Consider the following 19083-nt stretch of genomic DNA (forward strand, 5'->3'; position numbering starts at 1 on the left):
CATGAAGCGCGACGCGATCGTCCCAGCGGTTACGGATTCACCGTTGTCCAATCTCGCGCACTTCGGCTTTCTCACGCTGCCGAACTTCTCGATGATCGCGTTCACGAGCGCGGTCGAGGTGCTGCGCATGGCCAATTACGTCGGCCGCGCGCAGCATTATCGATGGTCGATCATCACGCCGGACGGCGAACCGGCGCGTGCGAGCAACGGCATCACCGTGAAGCCGACCGTCACGCTCGACGAGGCCGGCATGCCGGACGTGCTGATCGTGTGCGCGGGCTGGCACGTCGCCGATCATGTCGACGACAAGGTGATCGCGCTCTTGCAGCGCGCGCATGAGGCGGGCATTCCGCTCGGCGGCATCTGCACCGGACCGTATGCGCTGCTCGCGGCGAAACTGCTCGATGGCTATCGCTGCACGCTGCATTGGGAAGACATGTCGCCGGTCAACAAGCGCTTTCCGCACGTGCGTTTTGCGGACGAGCTGTTCGTGATCGATCGCGACCGCATGACGTGTACGGGCGGCACCGCGCCGCTCGACCTGATGCTCAATCTCGTCGGCATGCGGCTCGGACAGGCGCATGCGGCGCAGGTGTCGGAGCAATTCATCGTCGAGCGGATTCGCGGCTCGACGGATTACCAGCACATTCCCGTGGATGCGCGCGTCGGCTTTTCGCGCGCCGAGCTGGTCGAAGTCGTGCGGCTGATGGAGGCGAACATCGAAGAGCCGCTGTCGCTCGAAGAACTCGCGCGTCTCGTGCATCTGTCGCAGCGGCATTTGCAGCGCATGTTCAAGATGTTCCTCAATGTCTCGCCGACGCATTACTACCTGACGCTGCGCCTGCGCCGCGCGCGCGAGCTGTTGCGCAACACGGATGCATCCATTGCGCGCGTGACGAGCATCTGCGGCTTCCATTCCCCTTGTCACTTCAGCAAGGCGTATCGCGCGCAGTTCGGTCATGCGCCGAGCGTGGAGCGCCGTTTATCGGCCTGACGTCCTGCTGGTCTGCTTTCCTCGCTCCGTGCGGACTCGGCCGAGTCGCGCGCGCGGGTCTGTTCGTGCCTTCGTGCCTTAAAAAACTGGGAGAGAGATACATGAAATGCTTGTGGATCGCGTCGCTGGCCACGGCGATGCTGTCGGGTGCGTATGCCGCGAATGCGGCCGAGCCTGCCGCGTGCAAGAACGTGCGTTTCGCGGATGTCGGCTGGACGGATATCGCCGCGACCACCGGACTTGCATCGACCATTCTGCAGGGCCTCGGCTACAACCCGACGAAGACGATCGCCTCGGTGCCGATCACGTTCGCGGGCGTGAAGAGCAAGCAGATCGACGTGTTCCTCGGCTACTGGTCGCCGACGATGGACCCGATGATCGATTCGTTCAGGAAAGCGAATCAAGTGAAGATCCTGCCGACGCCGAACCTCACGGGCGCGAAGTACACGCTTGCGGTGCCCGACTATGCGTATCAGGCGGGCATCAAGAACTTCAGTGACATCGCGAAGAACTACGACAAGCTCGACGGCAAGATCTACGGCATCGAGCCGGGCAACGACGGCAACGCGCTCATCAAGAAGATGATCGACAGCAACATGTACGGGCTCGGCAAGTTCAAGCTCGTGGAGTCGAGCGAGGCGGGCATGCTCGTCGAGGTGAATCGCGCCTTTCGCGAGAAGAAGCCGATCGTGTTCCTCGGCTGGGAACCGCATCCGATGAACGTGCAGATGAAGATCGACTATCTGGCGGGCGGCGATGACGTGTTCGGGCCGAACTACGGCGAAGCGAAGGTTCTGACGGTCACGCCGACCGACTACGACACGCGCTGCCCGAATGTGGCGAGGCTCGTGTCGAATTTGCAGTTCACGACGGATATTGAGAACCACGTGATGCTGCCGATCATGAACAAGACGGATGCGAACAAGGCGGCGCGTGAATGGCTGAAAGCGAATCCGGGCGTGCTCGACAAGTGGCTCGCGGGGGTGAAGACGATTGATGGGAAGGAAGGGTTGCCGGCGGTGAAGGCGTATGTGGCGGGGGGGAACTGATCGACGGGTGCGGCTTTGGCTATCTAATCGGATTGCCAAAGCCGCGCTTGGAGTCAGGCGGCGCGACCCGGGCGCACGCGTATCATCAACTCCTATAATCCGTCCTCCCACCTCCTTCAATCATCCTCAACGCCGCCTCCCACTGCAGCGCCATAATCCCATCCGCCTCATCCCGTCGATATTGCTCCGCCGTCAACTCACAAACCTTCTGCGACGGCAAATTCAGTTCCGCATTCCCCGCCAACGCCCGAATCTGAATCTCACAGGCTCGCTCAAGAAAATACATTTCCTGAAACGCCTCGGGAATCGACTTTCCGCAAGTCAGCAATCCATGATTTTTCAAAATCATCGCGTTATGCGCGCCGAGATCATTCACGAGCCGATCCCGCTCCGCGAGATCCAGTGCGATCCCCTCGTAATCGTGATACGCGAGATGCCCGTAATACTTCAGCGCATGCTGGCTGATCGGCAAAAGCCCCTGCTTCTGCGCCGACACCGCCGCGCCCGCCGCCGTGTGCGTATGCGCGACGCACACCACATCGGGGCGCGCCATGTGAACGGCCGAATGAATCGTGAAGCCCGCCGGATTCACGCGATACCGCTCCGGATCGTCGCCCGCACGCGCTTCGACCGGCCTGCCTTCGCTGTCGATACGCACCAGATCCGACGCCCGCATCTCGTCGAACAGCACGCCATACCTGTTGATCAGAAAGTGATGGTCGGAGCCCGGCACGCGCGCGCTGATATGCGTGAAGATCATGTCGGTCCAGCGAAAGTATCCGATCACGCGATAAAGCGCCGCGAGATCGCAACGCATCGTCCATTCTTCCTGCGAATATCCGTGAGTCTGCATGCCGTTCCTCCTGGGTTTGACGAGCCGCGCAACGCTTGACGGAAAGGAAGCCGTCTAGATTGCCTGCGCGCGGCCCGGAAAAACTTCGTCGTAATCCATTGCCTGATTCGCTTCCTGCGCATCCTGTGCGCCGCCCTGCTCGCGATACATCATCGGCGGCACACCGAACTGCTTGCGGAACTCGCGGCCGAGATGCGAGGCATCGGAGAAACCGCAACTCGACGCGATATCGGCGACGGTCTTGTCCGAACTCGTCAGCAGCCATGCGGCCGTGCGCAGCCGCACCTGCTTCGCGTAAGCCTGCGGCGCCTTGCCGGTCTCGGCCTTGAAGAGGCGCTCCAGTTGCCGTGTCGACAAATCGAGCTTGTGCGCGAGTTCATCGAGCGTAAGCGAACGCCCGACGTGCTGCTCCATCAGCAGGATCGCACGTTTCACTTTCGGATGCGTCGCGGGCGCGAGGCCCGGCGGATGCGGCTGCGGCGCGTTGCCTTTCTGCATGTCGTCGACGAGCAGGATGCGCAGCGCCTTTTGCACCGTCGCCGTCTCGAAGTGACGCAGAAGAATCGCGGCGGCGACATCGATCGACGCGCGCCCGCCCGAACACGTGATCCGCCTTCTGTCGATGACGAAGAGCCGGTCCGCGACCAGCGCACGTTCATCGGCATGCGGAAAACGCTCGACGAAATCCCAGTAATGAAACCAGCTCACGCAGATGCGATGTCCTTCGAGCACGCCCGCGCGCATCAGCGAAAACACGCCCGTGCACATGCCGACGAGCGTCGCATTCGATGCGGCAGCGCGGCGGATGAACTGCAGCGTCGCCTCGCTCGTGGCGGGACCGGAATGCAGCAGGCCGCCGACTACCACGACGTAGTCGAACGGCTCGGCCTGATCGTAGGTTTCCCACGGTGTGATCTGGATGCCGCAACTCGCGCGCACCGGCGCGAGCGTCTCGCCGATCACGCTCCACGAGCAACGCACCGGGCGGCTGAAATCGCCTTCGTCGGCGGACAGGCGCAAAAGGTCGACGAAACCGGCGAACGCAGTCAGCGTGAAGTTCGGCAACAGAATGATGCCGAAGCGGATACGTGATTTCGATTGACCGTCGATGGAAGACGGCGGAAGGGACTCGGCGGCGTTCATGCGGGCGACATGCGGCTGGATGTTATCCGTCGAGCATAACACCCGGCTGCAAGCCTCGGGCGCGCGTCAGAAAGAACGCGGCCAGCGTCGCGTGACGCCGGCCGCATGAACGAGAAAAGCGGGAAAGGGGAAAGGCGTGCTTCAGCCGCCGAGCACGGCGAACGCCCATGCGAAGACGCCGCCGATCAGCGCGCCGGTCGCGCGGCCGAGTACGCTCGCGATGGTGTAATCGCCCCAGCGCTGCTCGACTTCGGCCTTCAACACGCCGAAGTAGCGCAGCACCGGATCGATCGAGCAGAGCAGCGCCAGCGCCGCCCAGACGGGCGCCTGACGCGTGAGCACGCGATCGACGGCGAGGAGATCGATAACCTGGAGCGTACCGACGACAGCCGCGCCGACGAGAAAAGCGAGGACCCAGGATTTGAAGAACTGGTCGGGTAAGGCGTGAGTTTCCATCGATGCAAGCTGGAGAAACGGGACAGGGTGGAAAGCGCACCGGAACCTGCTGGCACGGCGCAACGGAGAACCTAGGGAATATACCGAGGCACGTTCTTCCAGCACCTCGGACCAGTCTCAAAAACAGGGAAAGTGCAACGAAGATGCGCAAAAACGCGCCGCGCGCGAAACGCTCTGTTAGGCCTCGATTTGCGTGGGCGCGCGGGTATTCCCGCGAAAAAACCTCGCCCTGCGCGACGCGAACGGGACCCTGACGTCGCGATCCCATTTCGATGGCGGTTTTGTTCTATCGAGTCCTTGCAGGGTTTGGTGCAATGAGAGCCATACCGAAACCGCGCCAAAACCAGGGACTCGCCCATGAATGTCAGCGTCTTCGATCTGTTCAAGATCGGCATCGGACCCTCCAGCTCGCATACCGTCGGGCCGATGATCGCGGCGTGCCGTTTCGCGTCGCATGTCGAGGACGCCAATCTGCTCGCCTTCGTCACGCGCGTGCGCGCCGAACTGTTCGGCTCGCTCGGCGCGACCGGCAAGGGCCACGGCACCGACAAGGCCGTGCTGCTCGGCCTCGAAGGCAATCTGCCCGATCTCATCGATCCCGACATGATCGCGCCGCGCCTCGCCGAAATCCGCGCGACGAAGCGCCTCAAGCTGCTCGGCAAACACGATGTCGTGTTCGAGGAGCGCGAGCACATCGGCTTCTATCGCAAGCTGATGCCGGGCGCGCCGGGATCGAGCATCGTGCATCCGAACGGCATGCGCTTTCAGGCATTCGACGAGAACGGCCAGTTGCTCGTCGAGAAAGAGTATTACTCGGTCGGCGGCGGCTTCGTCGTGAATCGCGAGGGCGATCGCGTGAACGGCTTGCGGGCGAGCAACCCGGTGCCGCATCCGTTTCGCACCGGCGACGATCTGATGCGCGTCTGCCAGGAGACAGGGCTGTCTATCGCCGACGTCACCATGCAGAACGAATGCGCGAATCGCACCGAAGCCGAGGTGCGCGAAGGCCTGCTCGCGGTGTGGCGCGTAATGGCCGCGTGCGTCGAGCGCGGCTGCAAGGAACGCGGCGAATTGCCCGGCCCGATGCACGTGAAGCGCCGCGCCGCCGATCTGAATGCTTCGTTGCGCTCGCGCTCCGAAGAGTCGCTGCGCGATCCCTTGTCGATGCTCGACTGGGTCAATCTCTACGCGATGGCCGTCAACGAAGAAAACGCCTCGGGCGGCCGCGTCGTCACCGCGCCGACCAACGGTGCCGCCGGCGTGATTCCCGCCGTGCTGCACTACTACGTGAAGTTCATGCATGGCTCGAACGACGAAGGCATCGTGCGCTTCCTGCTGACGGCTGCGGCCATCGGCATCATCTACAAGGAAACGGCTTCGATCTCCGGCGCGGAAGTGGGCTGCCAGGGCGAAGTGGGCGTCGCGTGCTCGATGGCCGCCGCCGCGCTCGCCGCCGTGATGGGCGGCACGCCCGCGCAAGTGGAAAATGCCGCCGAGATCGGCATGGAGCACAACCTCGGCATGACGTGCGACCCCGTCGGCGGGCTGGTGCAGATTCCGTGCATCGAGCGCAACGCGATGGGCGCGATCAAGGCGCTCAACGCCGCGCGCATGGCGATGAAGGGCGACGGCAAGCACTACGTGTCGCTCGATTCGGTCATCAAGACCATGCGCGAAACCGGCGCCGATATGAAGACGAAATACAAGGAGACGTCGCGCGGTGGTCTCGCCGTCAACGTCATCGAATGCTGAACTGCCCAAACGCATAAACCCCGCACCATAGGAAACACCCATGAGCCGCTACTCGATATTCAGCCTGCTGCGCAACGGCATGTCGTATCACGAGAACTGGGAGCGCCAATGGCGCAGCCCCGAGCCGAAGCGCGAATACGACGTGGTGATCGTCGGCGGCGGCGGTCATGGTCTCGCGACCGCGTATTACCTCGCGAAGGAGCACGGCATCACGAACGTCGCGATTCTCGAGAAAGGATGGATCGGCGGCGGCAACACCGCGCGCAACACGACCATCGTGCGCTCGAACTATCTGTGGGACGAATCGGCCGCGCTGTACGAGAAGGCGATGAAGCTGTGGGAAGGTCTCTCGCAGGACCTCAACTACAACGTGATGTTCAGCCAGCGCGGCGTGATGAATCTCGCGCACACGCTGCAGGATGTGCGCGACACGGAACGCCGCGTGAACGCGAACCGCCTGAACGGCGTCGATGCCGAGTTCCTCACGCCGCAGCAGATCAAGGAAATCGAGCCGACCATCAATCTGAACAGCCGCTATCCGGTGCTGGGCGCGTCGATTCAGCGTCGCGGCGGCGTGGCGCGTCACGATGCGGTGGCGTGGGGCTTTGCGCGCGGCGCGGATCGCGCGGGCGTCGACATCATCCAGAACTGCCAGGTGGTGGGCATTCGCCGCGACGGCAATCAGGTGACGGGCGTCGATACGACCAAGGGCTTCATCAAGGCGAAAAAGGTCGCAGTCGTCGCCGCAGGCAACACGACGACGCTCGCCGACATGGCCGGCGTGCGCCTGCCGCTCGAAAGCCATCCGCTGCAGGCGCTCGTGTCCGAGCCGATCAAGCCGGTGGTGAACACGGTCGTGATGTCGAACGCGGTGCACGCGTACATCAGCCAGTCCGACAAGGGCGATCTCGTGATCGGCGCGGGCGTCGATCAGTACGCGGGCTTCGGTCAGCGCGGCAGCTTTCACATCATCGAAGGCACGCTGGAAGCGATCGTCGAAATGTTCCCCGTGTTCTCGCGCGTGCGCATGAATCGCCAGTGGGGCGGCATCGTCGATGTGTCGCCGGATGCGTGCCCGATCATCTCCAAGACCGACGTGAAGGGCCTCTACTTCAACTGCGGCTGGGGCACGGGCGGCTTCAAGGCGACGCCGGGCTCGGGCTGGGCGTACGCGCACACGATCGCGAAGGACGAGCCGCATGCACTGAACGCGCCGTTCTCGCTGGATCGCTTCTATACCGGTCATCTGATCGACGAACACGGCGCGGCTGCCGTGGCTCACTAACCGCATCGAGGAAAAGAAACATGTTGCTGATCGAATGCCCCTGGTGCGGGCCGCGCGCCGAAACCGAATTCTCCTGCGGCGGCGAAGCGGATATCGCGCGCCCGCTCGACACCGAAAAACTCACTGACCGCGAATGGGGCGACTACCTCTTCATGCGCAAGAATCCGCGCGGCGTGCATCGCGAGCAATGGAACCATGCGCAAGGCTGCCGCCGCTGGTTCAAGGTGCAGCGCGATACCGTCAGTTATGAAATCCAGGGCTACGAGACGTTCGACCGTCCGTTGGCTGTCATGTCCGACAACGGAGGCACGTCGAAATGAGCCAGAAAGACCGACTCGGCATGGGCGGGCGCATCAATCGCGCGATTCCCGTCACCTTCACGTTCAACGGCAAGACCTATCAGGGCTACGAAGGCGACACGCTCGCCTCCGCGCTGCTCGCGAACGGCGAGCACTTCGTCGCGCGTAGCTGGAAGTATCACCGGCCGCGCGGCATCATCACCGCGGGTGTCGAAGAACCGAATGCAGTCGTGCAGCTCGAAACCGGCGCCTATACCGTGCCGAACGCGCGCGCGACCGAAGTGGAGCTGTATCAGGGCCTCGTCGCGCAGAGCGTGAACGCGAAGCCGAACATCGAGAACGATCGCATGGCGGTCAATCAGAAGATCGCGCGCTTCATTCCCGCGGGCTTCTACTACAAGACCTTCATGTGGCCGCGCAAGTTCTGGCCGAAGTACGAAGAAGTCATTCGCGATGCGGCCGGTCTCGGCGAAGCGCCCAAGCATCTCGATGCCGATCGCTACGACAAGTGTTTCGCCCATTGCGACGTGCTCGTGGTCGGCGGCGGTCCTTCGGGTCTCGCGGCGGCGCATGCGGCCGGCCTGTCGGGTGCGCGTGTGATTCTCGTCGACGATCAGCGCGAACTCGGCGGTTCGCTCTTGTCGTGCCGCGCGGAAATCGATGGCAAGCCCGCGCTGCAATGGGTGCAGAAGATCGAAGCCGAACTGCGCAAGATGCCCGACGTGAAGATTCTTTCGCGCAGCACGGCGTTCGGTTATCAGGATCACAACCTCGTCACGATCACGCAGCGTTTGACGGAGCATCTGCCCGTGTCGAGGCGCGAGGGCACGCGTGAACTGATGTGGAAGGTGCGCGCCAAACGCGTGGTGCTCGCGACCGGCGCGCACGAGCGTCCGATCGTGTTCGGCAATAACGATCTGCCGGGCATCATGCTGGCGTCGGCTGTGTCGACGTATCTGCATCGCTATGCGGTGCTGCCGGGCCGCAGCGCGGTCGTATTCACGAACAACGACGACGCCTATCAATGCGCGCTCGATCTGAAGACGGCAGGCGCCGACGTGACCGTCGTCGATCCGCGTCCGTCCGAATCGAAGGGTGCGTTACCCGCGGCCGCGCGCCGCTACGGCGTGCGCGTGATGAACAACACGGTGATCACGGTGGCGCGCGGCAAGCTGCGCGTCGCGTCGGTGGAAGTGGCTTCGTACGCGAAGGGCCAGGTCGGGCAGAAGCAGACGGAACTGCAATGCGATCTGATCGCGATGTCGGGCGGCTGGAGCCCGGTGCTTCACCTGTTCGCGCAATCGGGCGGCAAGGCGCACTGGCACGACGAGAAAGCCTGTTTCGTTCCCGGCAAGGCGATGCAGCCGGAGAGCAGCGTCGGCGCATGTGCAGGCGAGTTCTCGCTGGCGCGCGGCATTCGTCACGGCGTCGATGCGGGCGCGGAAGCGGCGCGCGCGGCGGGTCATATCGTCGCGAAGCCGAATTCCGTGCAGGTCGCTGAAATCGTCGAGGCGCCGATGCTGCCGCTGTGGATCGTCGGCAACAAGGACCTGTCGACGCGCGGCCCGAAGCAGTTCGTCGATTTCCAGAACGACGTGTCCGCGGCGGACATCTATCTCGCCGCGCGTGAAGGCTTCGAATCCGTCGAGCACGTGAAGCGTTATACGGCGATGGGCTTCGGCACCGATCAGGGCAAGCTCGGCAACATCAACGGCATGGCGATTCTCGCGCAGGCGCTCGGCAAGACGATTCCCGAGACCGGCACGACGACGTTCCGCCCGAATTACACGCCTGTCACCTTCGGCACCTTCGCGGGCCGCGAGCTGGGCGAGTTCCTCGATCCGGTGCGCAAGACCGCGATCCACGAATGGCACGTCGAGAACGGCGCGATGTTCGAGGACGTCGGCAACTGGAAGCGTCCGTGGTACTACCCGAAGGCGGGTGAGGACATGCACGCGGCGGTCGCGCGCGAATCGCTGGCGGTGCGTCAGAGCGTGGGCATTCTCGATGCATCGACGCTCGGCAAGATCGACATTCAGGGTCCGGATTCGGCGAAGCTCCTGAACTGGATGTACACGAATCCGTGGAGCAAGCTCGAAGTGGGCAAGTGCCGCTACGGTCTGATGCTCGACGAAAACGGCATGATCTTCGATGACGGCGTCACCGTGCGTCTCGGCGAACAGCACTACATGATGACGACGACCACCGGCGGCGCGGCGCGCGTGCTGACGTGGCTCGAACGCTGGCTGCAGACCGAATGGCCCGACATGCGCGTGCGTCTCGCATCCGTGACGGACCATTGGGCGACGTTCGCGGTCGTCGGCCCGAACAGCCGCAAGGTGCTGCAGAAGGTGTGTCAGGACATCGACTTCGCGAACGCGGCGTTCCCGTTCATGAGCTATCGCGATGGCACGGTGGCGGGCGCATCGGCGCGTGTGATGCGTATCAGTTTCTCGGGCGAGCTCGCATATGAAGTGAACGTGCCGGCCAACGTCGGACGCGCGGTGTGGGAAGCGCTCATGGTCGCGGGCGCGGAATTCGACATCACGCCGTACGGCACGGAAACGATGCACGTGTTGCGTGCGGAGAAGGGCTACATCATCGTCGGCCAGGATACGGATGGTTCGATGACGCCGTACGACCTCGGCATGGGCGGTCTCGTCGCGAAGTCGAAGGACTTCCTCGGCAAGCGTTCGCTGACGCGTTCGGATACGGCGAAGCAGGGGCGCAAGCAGTTCGTCGGCCTGCTCACCGATGATCCTTCGTACGTGCTTCCGGAAGGCGCGCAGATCGTCGCGGGTCCGTTCCAGGGCGACACCGCGCCGATGCTCGGCCATGTCACGTCGAGCTACTACAGCCCTATTCTGAAGCGCTCGATCGCGCTGGCCGTCGTGAAGGGCGGTCTCGAGAAGATCGGCGAATCGGTCATGATTCCGCTCGCGAACGGCAAGCGAGTCAACGCAAAAATCACCAGTTCGGTGTTCTACGACAGCGAAGGAGCACGTCAGCATGTTGAATGAAATCAAGAGTTCCTCGACGGTCGTCGATCGCGCAATCAGCGGACAGGGTGTGTGGCAGGAGTCTCCGCTCGTCGGCGCCGATGCATTGATGAAAGCGCATCAGAGCGGCTCGCCGAAGGCATTTCGTCTGACGGAGCGGCCGTTTCTCGCGCTCGTGAACGTGCGCGGCGATACGCGCGATGCGGCTTTCGTGAAGTCGGTGCAGAGCGTGATCGGCTGTACGCCGCCCGAGAAGCCGAACACGATCGCGCGCGGCAACGGTTACACGATGCTGTGGCTCGGTCCCGATGAATGGCTCGTGCATTCCGATACGGCGCACGACGCCTCGCGTCCCGCGCCGCTCGAAGCGAAGTTGCGCGATGCGTTCGTCGGGCAGTTCTCTGCGGCGGTGGATATCGGCAGCGGTTATACGGTGCTCGAAATCGATGGCCCGAAGACGCGCGAAGTGCTCTCGCGCGGCTGTCCGCTCGATCTGCATCCCAAGCTGTTTGGTGAAGGGCAGTGCGCGCAGAGCCACTTTTTCAAGGCGTCGATCACGCTGGTGCCGCTCGGCGGCGATCGCTTCGAGATCATCGTGCGCCGCAGCTTCGCCGATTACTTCGTGAAGATCATGCTCGACGCCGCCGAGCCGCTCATCTCATGAAGCCTTTCGAACCGCTCGAAGCAGGTGGGCAGGGCTGGCGCGTGATCGTCGACGAGTTGATCGTGAAGACGCGCGTCGGTCTGTACGAGCATGAGCATGAAGGGCCGCAACCGGTGTGCATCGATGCGAGTCTACGGTATCGCGGCATGCCGCATGAATCGGGCGAGGGCTTGATCGATTACGAAGCGTGGTGCAATCGGGTGAGCGCGTTTCTCGAGACGAAGGGGCATACGCGTTTGCTCGAGACGCTTGCGGTCGAGGTCGCCGCGCTGTCGTTCGATGAGTGGCCTGCGCTCGATGCGCTTACGCTCGTGCTGCACAAGCCGAAGATTCGTGAAGGGACGAAGCGGCTTGGGCTCGAACTCGACTGGCGGCGCGCGGATTACGACGCGTGGCGATTGAACGCCGCCGCGCAACATGCGTCCGTGCGATGAATGCGTCGCGCGATGCAACCGCGCAGCTTTCCGAGCGTGCCTGCAAGAAGCACGACGCGGGCGCGGCGCTCGCGTTGCTCGATCGGAGCATCGCGTTGAAGCATCGGCGTATTGCGTTGATTCGATATCTGCACGCGCAGTATCTGGATGCGCCGTTGGAGGCGCGGCATCATGAGTATGTGAAGACGGTGGCGGCGCGGTTGAGCGTGGAGGCGGTGATGCGGATTGCGGCGGCGGCGCGGGTGCGGTTTGGCGCATGACGTGTGTGTTCCATCCCGATGACGTAAATCTTCTATGTCGCGGATTTATGTCGGCGTCTACTGAAAACGCTTTGTTCAGAGTGTTTTGATCGCCACGTCCACGCGGCGCATGCCGCATCGAGAGGGATGACATGTCTACCGCCACGCATCCACGCGCGAGCGCTGCGGCAAGGCTCGAACGCCTGCCGTTTTCCGGGTATCACCGCACGATCTTCATCATCATCGCGATTGCGTTCTTCTTCGATTCCGTCGATCTCGGCACGATGACCTTCGTGCTCGGCTCGATCAAGACCGAGTTCGGCCTCTCGACCGCGATGGCGGGGCTGGTGGCGAGCGCGAGCTTCTTCGGCATGGTGCTGGGCGCGGCTTTCGCGGGCCTGCTCGCGGACCGGTTCGGACGGCGGCCCGTGTTCCAGTGGAGCATGGTGCTGTGGGGACTGGCGTCGTACCTGTGCTCGACCGCGCAATCCGTCGATGCGCTGATCTTCTATCGCGTGCTGCTGGGTATCGGCATGGGCATGGAATTTCCCATCGCGCAGACCTTGCTTTCCGAATTCGTGCCAGCGGCTTCGCGCGGCAGACTGATCGCGCTGATGGACGGCTTCTGGCCGCTCGGCTTCATCGCATCGGGCGTGGTGTCGTATTTCGTGCTGCCGAAGTTCGGCTGGCGCACCGAGTTCGCGTTGCTCGCGATTCCAGCGGTGTTCGTGCTGATCGTGCGTCGCGTGGTGCCGGAGTCGCCGCGCTGGCTCGAACATCGCGGCCGATTTGCCGAAGCCGAGCGCGTGCTCGCCGACGTCGAATTGAAGGTGATGAAGGCGAAGGGTCTGAGTCGCTTGCCGGCGCCTTCGATCCTCGCCGAACCGCCTGCAAAAAAGGGCGGTGGCGCGTTTCGCGAGATCTGGAGCGCGGCTTATCGGCGGCGGACGGTGATGGTGTGGATGCTGTGGTTCTTCGCGCTGCTCGGGTTCTACGGACTGACGTCATGGCTGGGCGCGCTGATGCAGCAGGCTGGCTTCGCCGTGACGAAGTCGGTGCTGTACACGGTGCTGATCTCGCTCGGCGGCGTGCCGGGGTTCTTGTGCGCGGCGTGGCTCGTCGAGCGATGGGGACGCAAGCCGACTTGCATCGCATCGCTCATCGGCAGCGGCGTCATGGCTTATGTGTATGGGCAGACCGCGTTGCATGCGGAGACGCCGACGCTGCTCATCTGTGCCGGCCTCGCGATGCAGTTCTTTCTCTTCGCGATGTGGGCCGTGCTTTACACGTATACGCCGGAGTTGTACGGCACTGGAGCACGCGCGACGGGGTCGGGGTTCGCATCGGCGATCGGGCGAGTGGGGTCGTTGATCGGGCCTTATGTCGTGGGTGTGGTGTTGCCTGCGTTCGGACAAGGCGGCGTGTTTTCGCTCGGGGCGCTGTGTTTCGTGATCGCGGCGCTGGCGGTCTGGGTGCTCGGGATCGAGACGAAAGGGCTTGCACTGGAGACGCTGGTCTCAGAGGCAGAAGAGCAGGAAGGAAGTGGCGTGCTGGTTTCGGCCAGGGAGTGATTGTGCAGGTGGTATGAGGTAGGGCGATTTGAAGGCCGCGCTAGCGCGGCCTTTTTTTTTTCGCAGTCGGACATTAATCGCGCGCTAGAGACGGCGCAGCAATCTGGGACGCAAATGAAGTTTGACGACTTCGCGCCCTTTTCCCCTCCGCCACGAAATACGGCGTAGCAACGCGCCCCAACGCCTCCCTTCCCCGAATCCGATCCACGATCTTCTCCGCCAGCATGATCGTCGGCGCATTGAGATTGCCCGTGGTGATCTGCGGCATGATCGAAGCATCGACGACGCGCAGTCCTTCCATCCCGTGCACGCGTCCTTCTCCATCCACGACAGCCATATCGTCGTACCCCATCTTGCAGGAGCACGAAGGGTGATAAGCCGTCTCCGCCTTCGCTCTCACGAAGGCATCGAGCTCCGCGTCGCTTTTCAGGTCATCGGAAGGATGCAACTCGCGCCCGCGATACCGCGCAAGCGCAGGCTGCCGCATGATCTCGCGCGTGATGCGAATCGCATCGCGGAACTCGCGCCAGTCGAGCGGATCGGCCATGTAATTGAACAGAATGCCCGGATGCACATGCGGATCGCGCGACTTGAGCTTCACGCGCCCGCGGCTCGGTGAGCGCATCGATCCAACATGCGCCTGGAACCCATGCATCCTGATCGGGTTCGATCCGTTGTAGTTGATCGCCACCGGCAGAAAGTGGTACTGAATGTTAGGCCAAGGATCGTCATCGCGCGTGCGGATGAACCCGCCCGCTTCGAACTGATTGCTCGCGCCGACACCCGTCCCGTTCAACAGCCATTCGGCCCCGATCGCCGGCTGATTCCACCACTGCAACGCCGGATACAGGGACACAGGCTCCTTGCATTCGTACTGCATGTACATCTCGAGGTGATCCTGCAAGTTCTCACCGACACCCGGCAGATCGTGCACCACGGGAATCTCCAACGCCTTCAGCCAGTCCGCCCGCCCCACGCCCGAGCGCTGCAGCAACTGCGGCGAAGCAATCGCCCCGCTGCACACCAGCACCTCGCGCCGCACATGGGCCGTGACACGCTGCCCCCCATGCAGATACGCGACACCGATCGCCCGCTTGCCCGAGAACAGCACGCGGTCGGTCGTTGCGTGCGTCACTATCGTGAGATTGCCGCGATGCTTCGCGCGATCCAGATACCCGCGCGCCGTGCTCGCACGACGTCCGTTCGCGGTCACGGTGCGATCCATCGGACCGAAACCTTCCTGCTGGTAGCCGTTCAAGTCTTCGGTGCGCGGATAACCGGCCTGCACGCCGGCCTCGACCATCGCCGCAAAGAGCGGATTGTTGCCGGGCTTGCTCGTCGTCACATGTACGGGACCATCGCCGCCGTGATACGCATTCGGCCCGATATCGCGCGTCTCCGCCTTCCGGAAATACGGCAGACAGTCGAGATAGCTCCAGTCATCGAGACCCGGCTGCGCGGCCCAGTTATCGTAGTCGAGCGCATTGCCGCGGATATAGCACATGCCGTTGATGAGCGACGATCCGCCCAGCCCCTTGCCGCGCCCGCATTCCATGCGGCGGTTGTTCATATGCGGCTCGGGCTCGGTTTCATACGCCCAGTTATAGCGACGCCCTTGCAGCGGATAAGCCAGCGCCGCAGGCATCTGCGTGCGAAAGTCGAAGCGATAGTCCGGCCCGCCCGCTTCGAGCAGCAGCACGGTCACGTCCTCGTCTTCGGTGAGACGCGACGCGAGCACGTTGCCCGCCGATCCCGCGCCGACGATGATGTAGTCGTATTCGTTCACGCTCATCGCAAATGCTCCTTAAAACACGGGCTGATAGGGACCGAGCTCGACCTGCACGGACTTGACGCGCGTATAGGCATTCAACGTGGCGATGCCGTTCTCGCGCCCGATGCCCGATTGCTTGTAGCCGCCCACCGGCATCTCCGCAGGCGATTCGCCCCACGTGTTGATCCAGCAGATACCCGCTTCGAGCCGATGAATCACGCGATGCGCGCGCGACAGATTCTCCGTCACGACGCCCGCCGCAAGACCGTAGTCCGTATCGTTGGCGCGCGCGATGACTTCGTCTTCGTCATCGAACGCGAGAATGCTCATCACCGGCCCGAAGATTTCCTCGCGCACGATGCGCATGTCGTCGCGGCAATCGGCGAACACGGTCGGCTCGACATACTGGCCGCGCGCGAATGCGCCATCGGTCATGCGCGCGCCGCCCGCGACGAGCCGCGCGCCCTCGCGCTTGCCGCTCTCGATGAAGCCGAGCACTTTCTCCAGTTGCGCCGCGCTCGCGAGCGGCCCGAAGTTGGTGCTGGGATCATCGGGCGCGCCGACGCGTATGCGCTTCACACGCTCCAGAATCAACGCTTCGAATTTGTCGATGACACCGCGCTTCACGAACACGCGCGTGCCGTTCGTGCACACCTGTCCGGAGCTGAAGAAGTTCGCGCTCATCGCGATATCGGCGGCGCGTTCGAGGTTGGCATCGTCGAATACGACGAGCGGCGACTTGCCGCCGAGTTCCATCGTGACTTCCTTGAGCGTCGATCCGCCCGCGCGCGCCATCACTTTCTTGCCCGTCTCGACGCCGCCCGTGAACGATATCTTTTCGATGCCGCCGTGTTCCGCGAGCATCGCGCCGACGCGGCCATCGCCTTGCACGACGTTGAACACGCCCGCGGGCACACCGGCTTCGATATAGATCTCCGCGAGCTTCGACGCGGTCAACGGCGTGACTTCGCTCGGCTTGAAGATCATCGCGTTGCCTGCGGCGAGCGCGGGCGCGGACTTCCAGCACGCAATCTGGATCGGATAGTTCCATGCGCCGATGCCCGCGCACACGCCGAGCGGTTCGCGCCGCGTGTACACGAACGACGATTCGCGCAGCGGAATCTGTTCGCCTTCGATGGCGGTCGCGAGCCCCGCGTAGTACTCGATGACATCCGCGCCCGTGACAATGTCGACGGCGCGCGTTTCCGCGATCGGCTTGCCCGTATCGCGCGTCTCGATGGCGGCGAGTTCGTCGTTGCGCGCGCGAAGCAGATCGACCGCGCGGCGCAGGATGCGCGAGCGCTGCATCGCGGTCATCGCGGCCCATTCGCGTTGGCCTTCGCGCGCGGAACGCACCGCGCGATCGATATCCGCCTGCGACGCCTGTTGCACGCGCGCGAGCGTTTCACCGGTGGCGGGATCGAGCGTGTCGAAGGTTTCGCCGCTCGTCGCATCGACGTATTCGCCGCCGATAAAAAGCCGTTGCTCTCCGAATGCCGACATGTCGCGCTCCTTCAAAAGATGTGGGTTCAACCGCGCGCGTCCAGCACGAGGTCGATGTAGTCGTAGGCGAGGCGCAGCGCGCCTTTGGTATCGAACGGCTCGCCGGCGAGCGCGCCGCGCAGCCACAAGCCGTCGATGAGCGCGGCGAGACCGCTCGCGGCGCGCCGCGCGGCGGGCTTCGTCAATGAGCGGGCGAAATCCGCGCACAGATTCGAATGCAGACGCCGCGTGTTCACGCGCTGCAGCCTGCGCAATTCCGGCTTGTGCATGCTCTCGGACCAGAACGCGAGCCACGTTTTCATGACCGGCCCGTTCACCTGTTCGACATCGAAATTAGCCGCGACGACCGCGCGCAGCTTCGAGCGCGGATCGGGCTTCGCGGCCTTGCGACGGCGTGACGTGCCTTGCCACAGCGAGCGCAGCACGTGACGCATGGTGGCTTCGAGCAGGCCGTCCTTGTCGCCGAAGTAATGACTGACGATTCCCGTCGACGTGCTCGCCCGCTGCGCGACGGATGCGAGCGTCGCGCCCGCGAGTCCCGACTGGTCGATGGTATGCAGCGTGGCGTCGATGAGTTGCGCGCGGCGGATCTCGCGCATTCCGAGCTTGGGCATGGTGGCGTCGATCTGAAAACTGTGCGCCGATACTAGTTTTTTTATTTTGAACGGTCAATCAATAAAAACCGGGTCGAAAGGGTTTCGGGGCGCGATGTCGGATTCAGTCAAACGCGCGTCGCATTGAGTGACAGTCGCGGCTTCGCAGCGGCGCTACCCTCGTTGCACGGGCGCGGTCATCCCTCGGGTGTACCGCGCGTGCCGTCCACGAAACAAGGAGACGATCAATGAGCAGCAATCGCGGCGTCGTTTATCTGGGGCAGGGCAAGGTCGAAGTGCAATCCATCGACTATCCGAAAATGGTCGATCCACGCGGCCGCGACATCGGCCACGGCGTCATTCTGAGAGTAGTCAGCACCAATATCTGCGGTTCGGACCAGCACATGGTGCGCGGCCGCACGACTGCGCAGGTCGGCCTCGTGCTCGGGCATGAGATCACGGGCGAGGTCATCGAAGTGGGGCGTGATGTCGAGACGCTTGCGATCGGCGATCTCGTTTCGGTGCCGTTCAACGTCGCGTGCGGACGCTGTCCGACCTGCAAGTCGCAGAACACGGGCGTATGCCTGAACGTGAATCCGTCGCGCGCGGGCGGCGCGTATGGTTATGTCGACATGGGCGGCTGGATCGGCGGCCAGGCGGAATACGTGATGGTGCCGTACGCGGACTTCAATCTGCTGAAGTTTCCCGACAAGGCGCAGGCCATGTCGAAGATTCGCGACCTCACGTGCCTCTCCGACATTCTTCCGACGGGTTATCACGGCGCCGTGATGGCGGGCGTGGGGCCGGGTTCGACGGTGTATATCGCGGGAGCGGGGCCGGTCGGGATGGCGGCGGCGGCGTCGGCGCGCTTGCTGGGCGCGGCGTGCACGATCGTCGGCGACATGAACGAGGAGCGTCTGGCGCATGCGCGCGCGATGGGCTTCGAGACGATCAACCTGTCGAAGGATGCGACGCTCGGCGAGCAGATCGAGCAGATTCTGGGCAGGCCGGAAGTGGATTGCGCCGTTGATTGCGTGGGTTTCGAGGCGCATGGGCACGGGAGTGACAGCGGTCACGAAGCGCCGGCGACGGTGCTCAATTCGCTGATGGAGATTACCAAGGCGGCGGGCGCGATCGGTATTCCGGGGCTTTACGTGACCGACGATCCGGGTGCTGTCGATGCTGCTGCCAGGAAGGGCAGTCTCAGCATTCGCTTCGGTCTTGGCTGGGCGAAGTCGCATTCGTTCCATACCGGGCAGACGCCGGTCATGAAGTACAACCGCAATCTGATGCAGGCGATTTTGTGGGATCGGTTGCCGATTGCCGATATCGTCAATGTGTCGGTGGTGTCGCTTGAGGAAGCGCCGGAAGGATATCGGCAGTTTGATGGCGGAGCGCCGAGGAAGTTTGTCATCGATCCGCATGGGTTGTTGAAGGCTGCTTGACGGTTTTTTGTTGTTGCCCCTGGCGAGGTTGGT

General features: G+C 63.3%; 17 protein-coding genes. 11 read left to right on the plus strand and 6 right to left on the minus strand.

Going from position 1 to position 19083, the window contains the following annotated elements; translation table 11 throughout:
* Position 1: 1 nt before the first annotated feature.
* Positions 2-994, plus strand: a complete 993-nt coding sequence (locus BTHE68_RS13660) for a GlxA family transcriptional regulator (protein ID WP_162066913.1) — start codon at positions 2-4, stop codon at positions 992-994.
* A gap of 101 nt (positions 995-1095) precedes the next feature.
* Complete coding sequence (locus BTHE68_RS13665; protein ID WP_162066914.1) at positions 1096-2043, plus strand: choline ABC transporter substrate-binding protein; 948 nt, start codon at positions 1096-1098, stop codon at positions 2041-2043.
* An 85-nt stretch (positions 2044-2128) separates the two neighbouring features.
* Here the strand turns inward: BTHE68_RS13665 and BTHE68_RS13670 are convergent, their stop codons facing one another.
* The 3 genes from BTHE68_RS13670 to BTHE68_RS13680 all read right to left on the minus strand — a co-directional run bounded on the left by BTHE68_RS13670 (position 2129) and on the right by BTHE68_RS13680 (position 4495).
* A complete protein-coding gene (locus BTHE68_RS13670) occupies positions 2129-2896 on the minus strand; it encodes a class II aldolase/adducin family protein (protein ID WP_162066915.1) in 768 nt (255 codons plus the stop codon).
* A 54-nt stretch (positions 2897-2950) separates the two neighbouring features.
* Entirely contained in the window at positions 2951-4039 is a 1089-nt protein-coding gene (locus tag BTHE68_RS13675; protein ID WP_162066916.1) for a GlxA family transcriptional regulator, read from the minus strand.
* Between the two features lie 141 nt (positions 4040-4180).
* Positions 4181-4495: a hypothetical protein gene (locus tag BTHE68_RS13680; RefSeq protein ID WP_162066917.1), complete on the minus strand. Its 315-nt coding sequence runs from the start codon at positions 4493-4495 to the stop codon at positions 4181-4183.
* Positions 4496-4852: 357 nt separating this feature from the next.
* Here BTHE68_RS13680 and BTHE68_RS13685 point away from each other — a divergent pair, with 357 nt between their 5' ends.
* From BTHE68_RS13685 to BTHE68_RS13720, 8 genes are all read left to right on the plus strand, one after another.
* Positions 4853-6247: an L-serine ammonia-lyase gene (locus BTHE68_RS13685; RefSeq protein WP_162066918.1), complete on the plus strand. Its 1395-nt coding sequence runs from the start codon at positions 4853-4855 to the stop codon at positions 6245-6247.
* A gap of 40 nt (positions 6248-6287) precedes the next feature.
* Positions 6288-7532: a sarcosine oxidase subunit beta family protein gene (locus BTHE68_RS13690; RefSeq protein WP_061175132.1), complete on the plus strand. Its 1245-nt coding sequence runs from the start codon at positions 6288-6290 to the stop codon at positions 7530-7532.
* Positions 7533-7552: 20 nt separating this feature from the next.
* Positions 7553-7852, plus strand: a complete 300-nt coding sequence (locus BTHE68_RS13695) for a sarcosine oxidase subunit delta (protein ID WP_061175133.1) — start codon at positions 7553-7555, stop codon at positions 7850-7852.
* A complete protein-coding gene (locus tag BTHE68_RS13700; RefSeq protein ID WP_162066919.1) occupies positions 7849-10851 on the plus strand; it encodes a sarcosine oxidase subunit alpha family protein in 3003 nt (1000 codons plus the stop codon). The genes BTHE68_RS13695 and BTHE68_RS13700 overlap by 4 nt, the downstream gene beginning before the upstream one ends.
* Positions 10841-11494 (plus strand): sarcosine oxidase subunit gamma, encoded by a 654-nt coding sequence (locus tag BTHE68_RS13705; RefSeq protein WP_162066920.1) that lies wholly within the window; start codon positions 10841-10843, stop codon positions 11492-11494. Before BTHE68_RS13700 ends, BTHE68_RS13705 begins: the two co-directional genes overlap by 11 nt.
* Positions 11491-11928: a dihydroneopterin aldolase gene (locus tag BTHE68_RS13710; protein WP_162066921.1), complete on the plus strand. Its 438-nt coding sequence runs from the start codon at positions 11491-11493 to the stop codon at positions 11926-11928. Before BTHE68_RS13705 ends, BTHE68_RS13710 begins: the two co-directional genes overlap by 4 nt.
* The gene (locus BTHE68_RS13715; RefSeq protein WP_162066922.1) at positions 11925-12188 is read left to right on the plus strand and encodes a hypothetical protein; all 264 of its coding nucleotides are present in this window, start codon (positions 11925-11927) and stop codon (positions 12186-12188) included. Before BTHE68_RS13710 ends, BTHE68_RS13715 begins: the two co-directional genes overlap by 4 nt.
* Before the next feature lie 131 nt (positions 12189-12319).
* Positions 12320-13738 carry an MFS transporter gene (locus BTHE68_RS13720; RefSeq protein ID WP_162066923.1) on the plus strand — a complete coding sequence of 473 codons (1419 nt, stop codon included), beginning with the start codon at positions 12320-12322 and terminating at the stop codon, positions 13736-13738.
* A gap of 73 nt (positions 13739-13811) precedes the next feature.
* Here BTHE68_RS13720 and betA read toward each other — a convergent pair whose 3' ends face one another.
* From betA to betI, 3 genes are read right to left on the minus strand one after another with little or no spacing between them, the layout of a single operon-like run.
* Positions 13812-15530 carry a choline dehydrogenase gene (betA, locus tag BTHE68_RS13725; protein ID WP_162066924.1) on the minus strand — a complete coding sequence of 573 codons (1719 nt, stop codon included), beginning with the start codon at positions 15528-15530 and terminating at the stop codon, positions 13812-13814.
* 12 nt (positions 15531-15542) lie between these two features.
* Positions 15543-17012 carry a betaine-aldehyde dehydrogenase gene (gene betB, locus BTHE68_RS13730; RefSeq protein WP_162066925.1) on the minus strand — a complete coding sequence of 490 codons (1470 nt, stop codon included), beginning with the start codon at positions 17010-17012 and terminating at the stop codon, positions 15543-15545.
* Between the two features lie 26 nt (positions 17013-17038).
* Complete coding sequence (gene betI / locus BTHE68_RS13735) at positions 17039-17626, minus strand: transcriptional regulator BetI (RefSeq protein WP_162066926.1); 588 nt, start codon at positions 17624-17626, stop codon at positions 17039-17041.
* Positions 17627-17853: 227 nt separating this feature from the next.
* Here betI and fdhA point away from each other — a divergent pair, with 227 nt between their 5' ends.
* Positions 17854-19050, plus strand: coding sequence for a formaldehyde dehydrogenase, glutathione-independent (gene fdhA, locus BTHE68_RS13740; protein ID WP_162066927.1), 1197 nt, complete (start codon positions 17854-17856; stop codon positions 19048-19050).
* The last annotated feature ends 33 nt before the right edge of the window (positions 19051-19083 follow it).

Origin of the sequence: Burkholderia sp. THE68 (assembly GCF_009938265.1) — a bacterium.
Lineage (GTDB): Bacteria > Pseudomonadota > Gammaproteobacteria > Burkholderiales > Burkholderiaceae > Caballeronia.

Coding starts and splice junctions, on each gene's coding strand:
- BTHE68_RS13670 (WP_162066915.1), bottom strand. CDS start 2,896: ATGCAGACTCACGGATATTCGCAGGAAGAATGGACGATGCGTTGCGAT.
- betB (WP_162066925.1), bottom strand. CDS start 17,012: ATGTCGGCATTCGGAGAGCAACGGCTTTTTATCGGCGGCGAATACGTC.
- BTHE68_RS13660 (WP_162066913.1), top strand. CDS start 2: ATGAAGCGCGACGCGATCGTCCCAGCGGTTACGGATTCACCGTTGTCC.
- betA (WP_162066924.1), bottom strand. CDS start 15,530: ATGAGCGTGAACGAATACGACTACATCATCGTCGGCGCGGGATCGGCG.
- BTHE68_RS13710 (WP_162066921.1), top strand. CDS start 11,491: ATGAAGCCTTTCGAACCGCTCGAAGCAGGTGGGCAGGGCTGGCGCGTG.
- BTHE68_RS13695 (WP_061175133.1), top strand. CDS start 7,553: ATGTTGCTGATCGAATGCCCCTGGTGCGGGCCGCGCGCCGAAACCGAA.
- BTHE68_RS13705 (WP_162066920.1), top strand. CDS start 10,841: ATGTTGAATGAAATCAAGAGTTCCTCGACGGTCGTCGATCGCGCAATC.
- BTHE68_RS13665 (WP_162066914.1), top strand. CDS start 1,096: ATGAAATGCTTGTGGATCGCGTCGCTGGCCACGGCGATGCTGTCGGGT.
- fdhA (WP_162066927.1), top strand. CDS start 17,854: ATGAGCAGCAATCGCGGCGTCGTTTATCTGGGGCAGGGCAAGGTCGAA.
- BTHE68_RS13720 (WP_162066923.1), top strand. CDS start 12,320: ATGTCTACCGCCACGCATCCACGCGCGAGCGCTGCGGCAAGGCTCGAA.
- BTHE68_RS13680 (WP_162066917.1), bottom strand. CDS start 4,495: ATGGAAACTCACGCCTTACCCGACCAGTTCTTCAAATCCTGGGTCCTC.
- BTHE68_RS13675 (WP_162066916.1), bottom strand. CDS start 4,039: ATGAACGCCGCCGAGTCCCTTCCGCCGTCTTCCATCGACGGTCAATCG.
- betI (WP_162066926.1), bottom strand. CDS start 17,626: ATGCCCAAGCTCGGAATGCGCGAGATCCGCCGCGCGCAACTCATCGAC.
- BTHE68_RS13700 (WP_162066919.1), top strand. CDS start 7,849: ATGAGCCAGAAAGACCGACTCGGCATGGGCGGGCGCATCAATCGCGCG.
- BTHE68_RS13690 (WP_061175132.1), top strand. CDS start 6,288: ATGAGCCGCTACTCGATATTCAGCCTGCTGCGCAACGGCATGTCGTAT.
- BTHE68_RS13715 (WP_162066922.1), top strand. CDS start 11,925: ATGAATGCGTCGCGCGATGCAACCGCGCAGCTTTCCGAGCGTGCCTGC.
- BTHE68_RS13685 (WP_162066918.1), top strand. CDS start 4,853: ATGAATGTCAGCGTCTTCGATCTGTTCAAGATCGGCATCGGACCCTCC.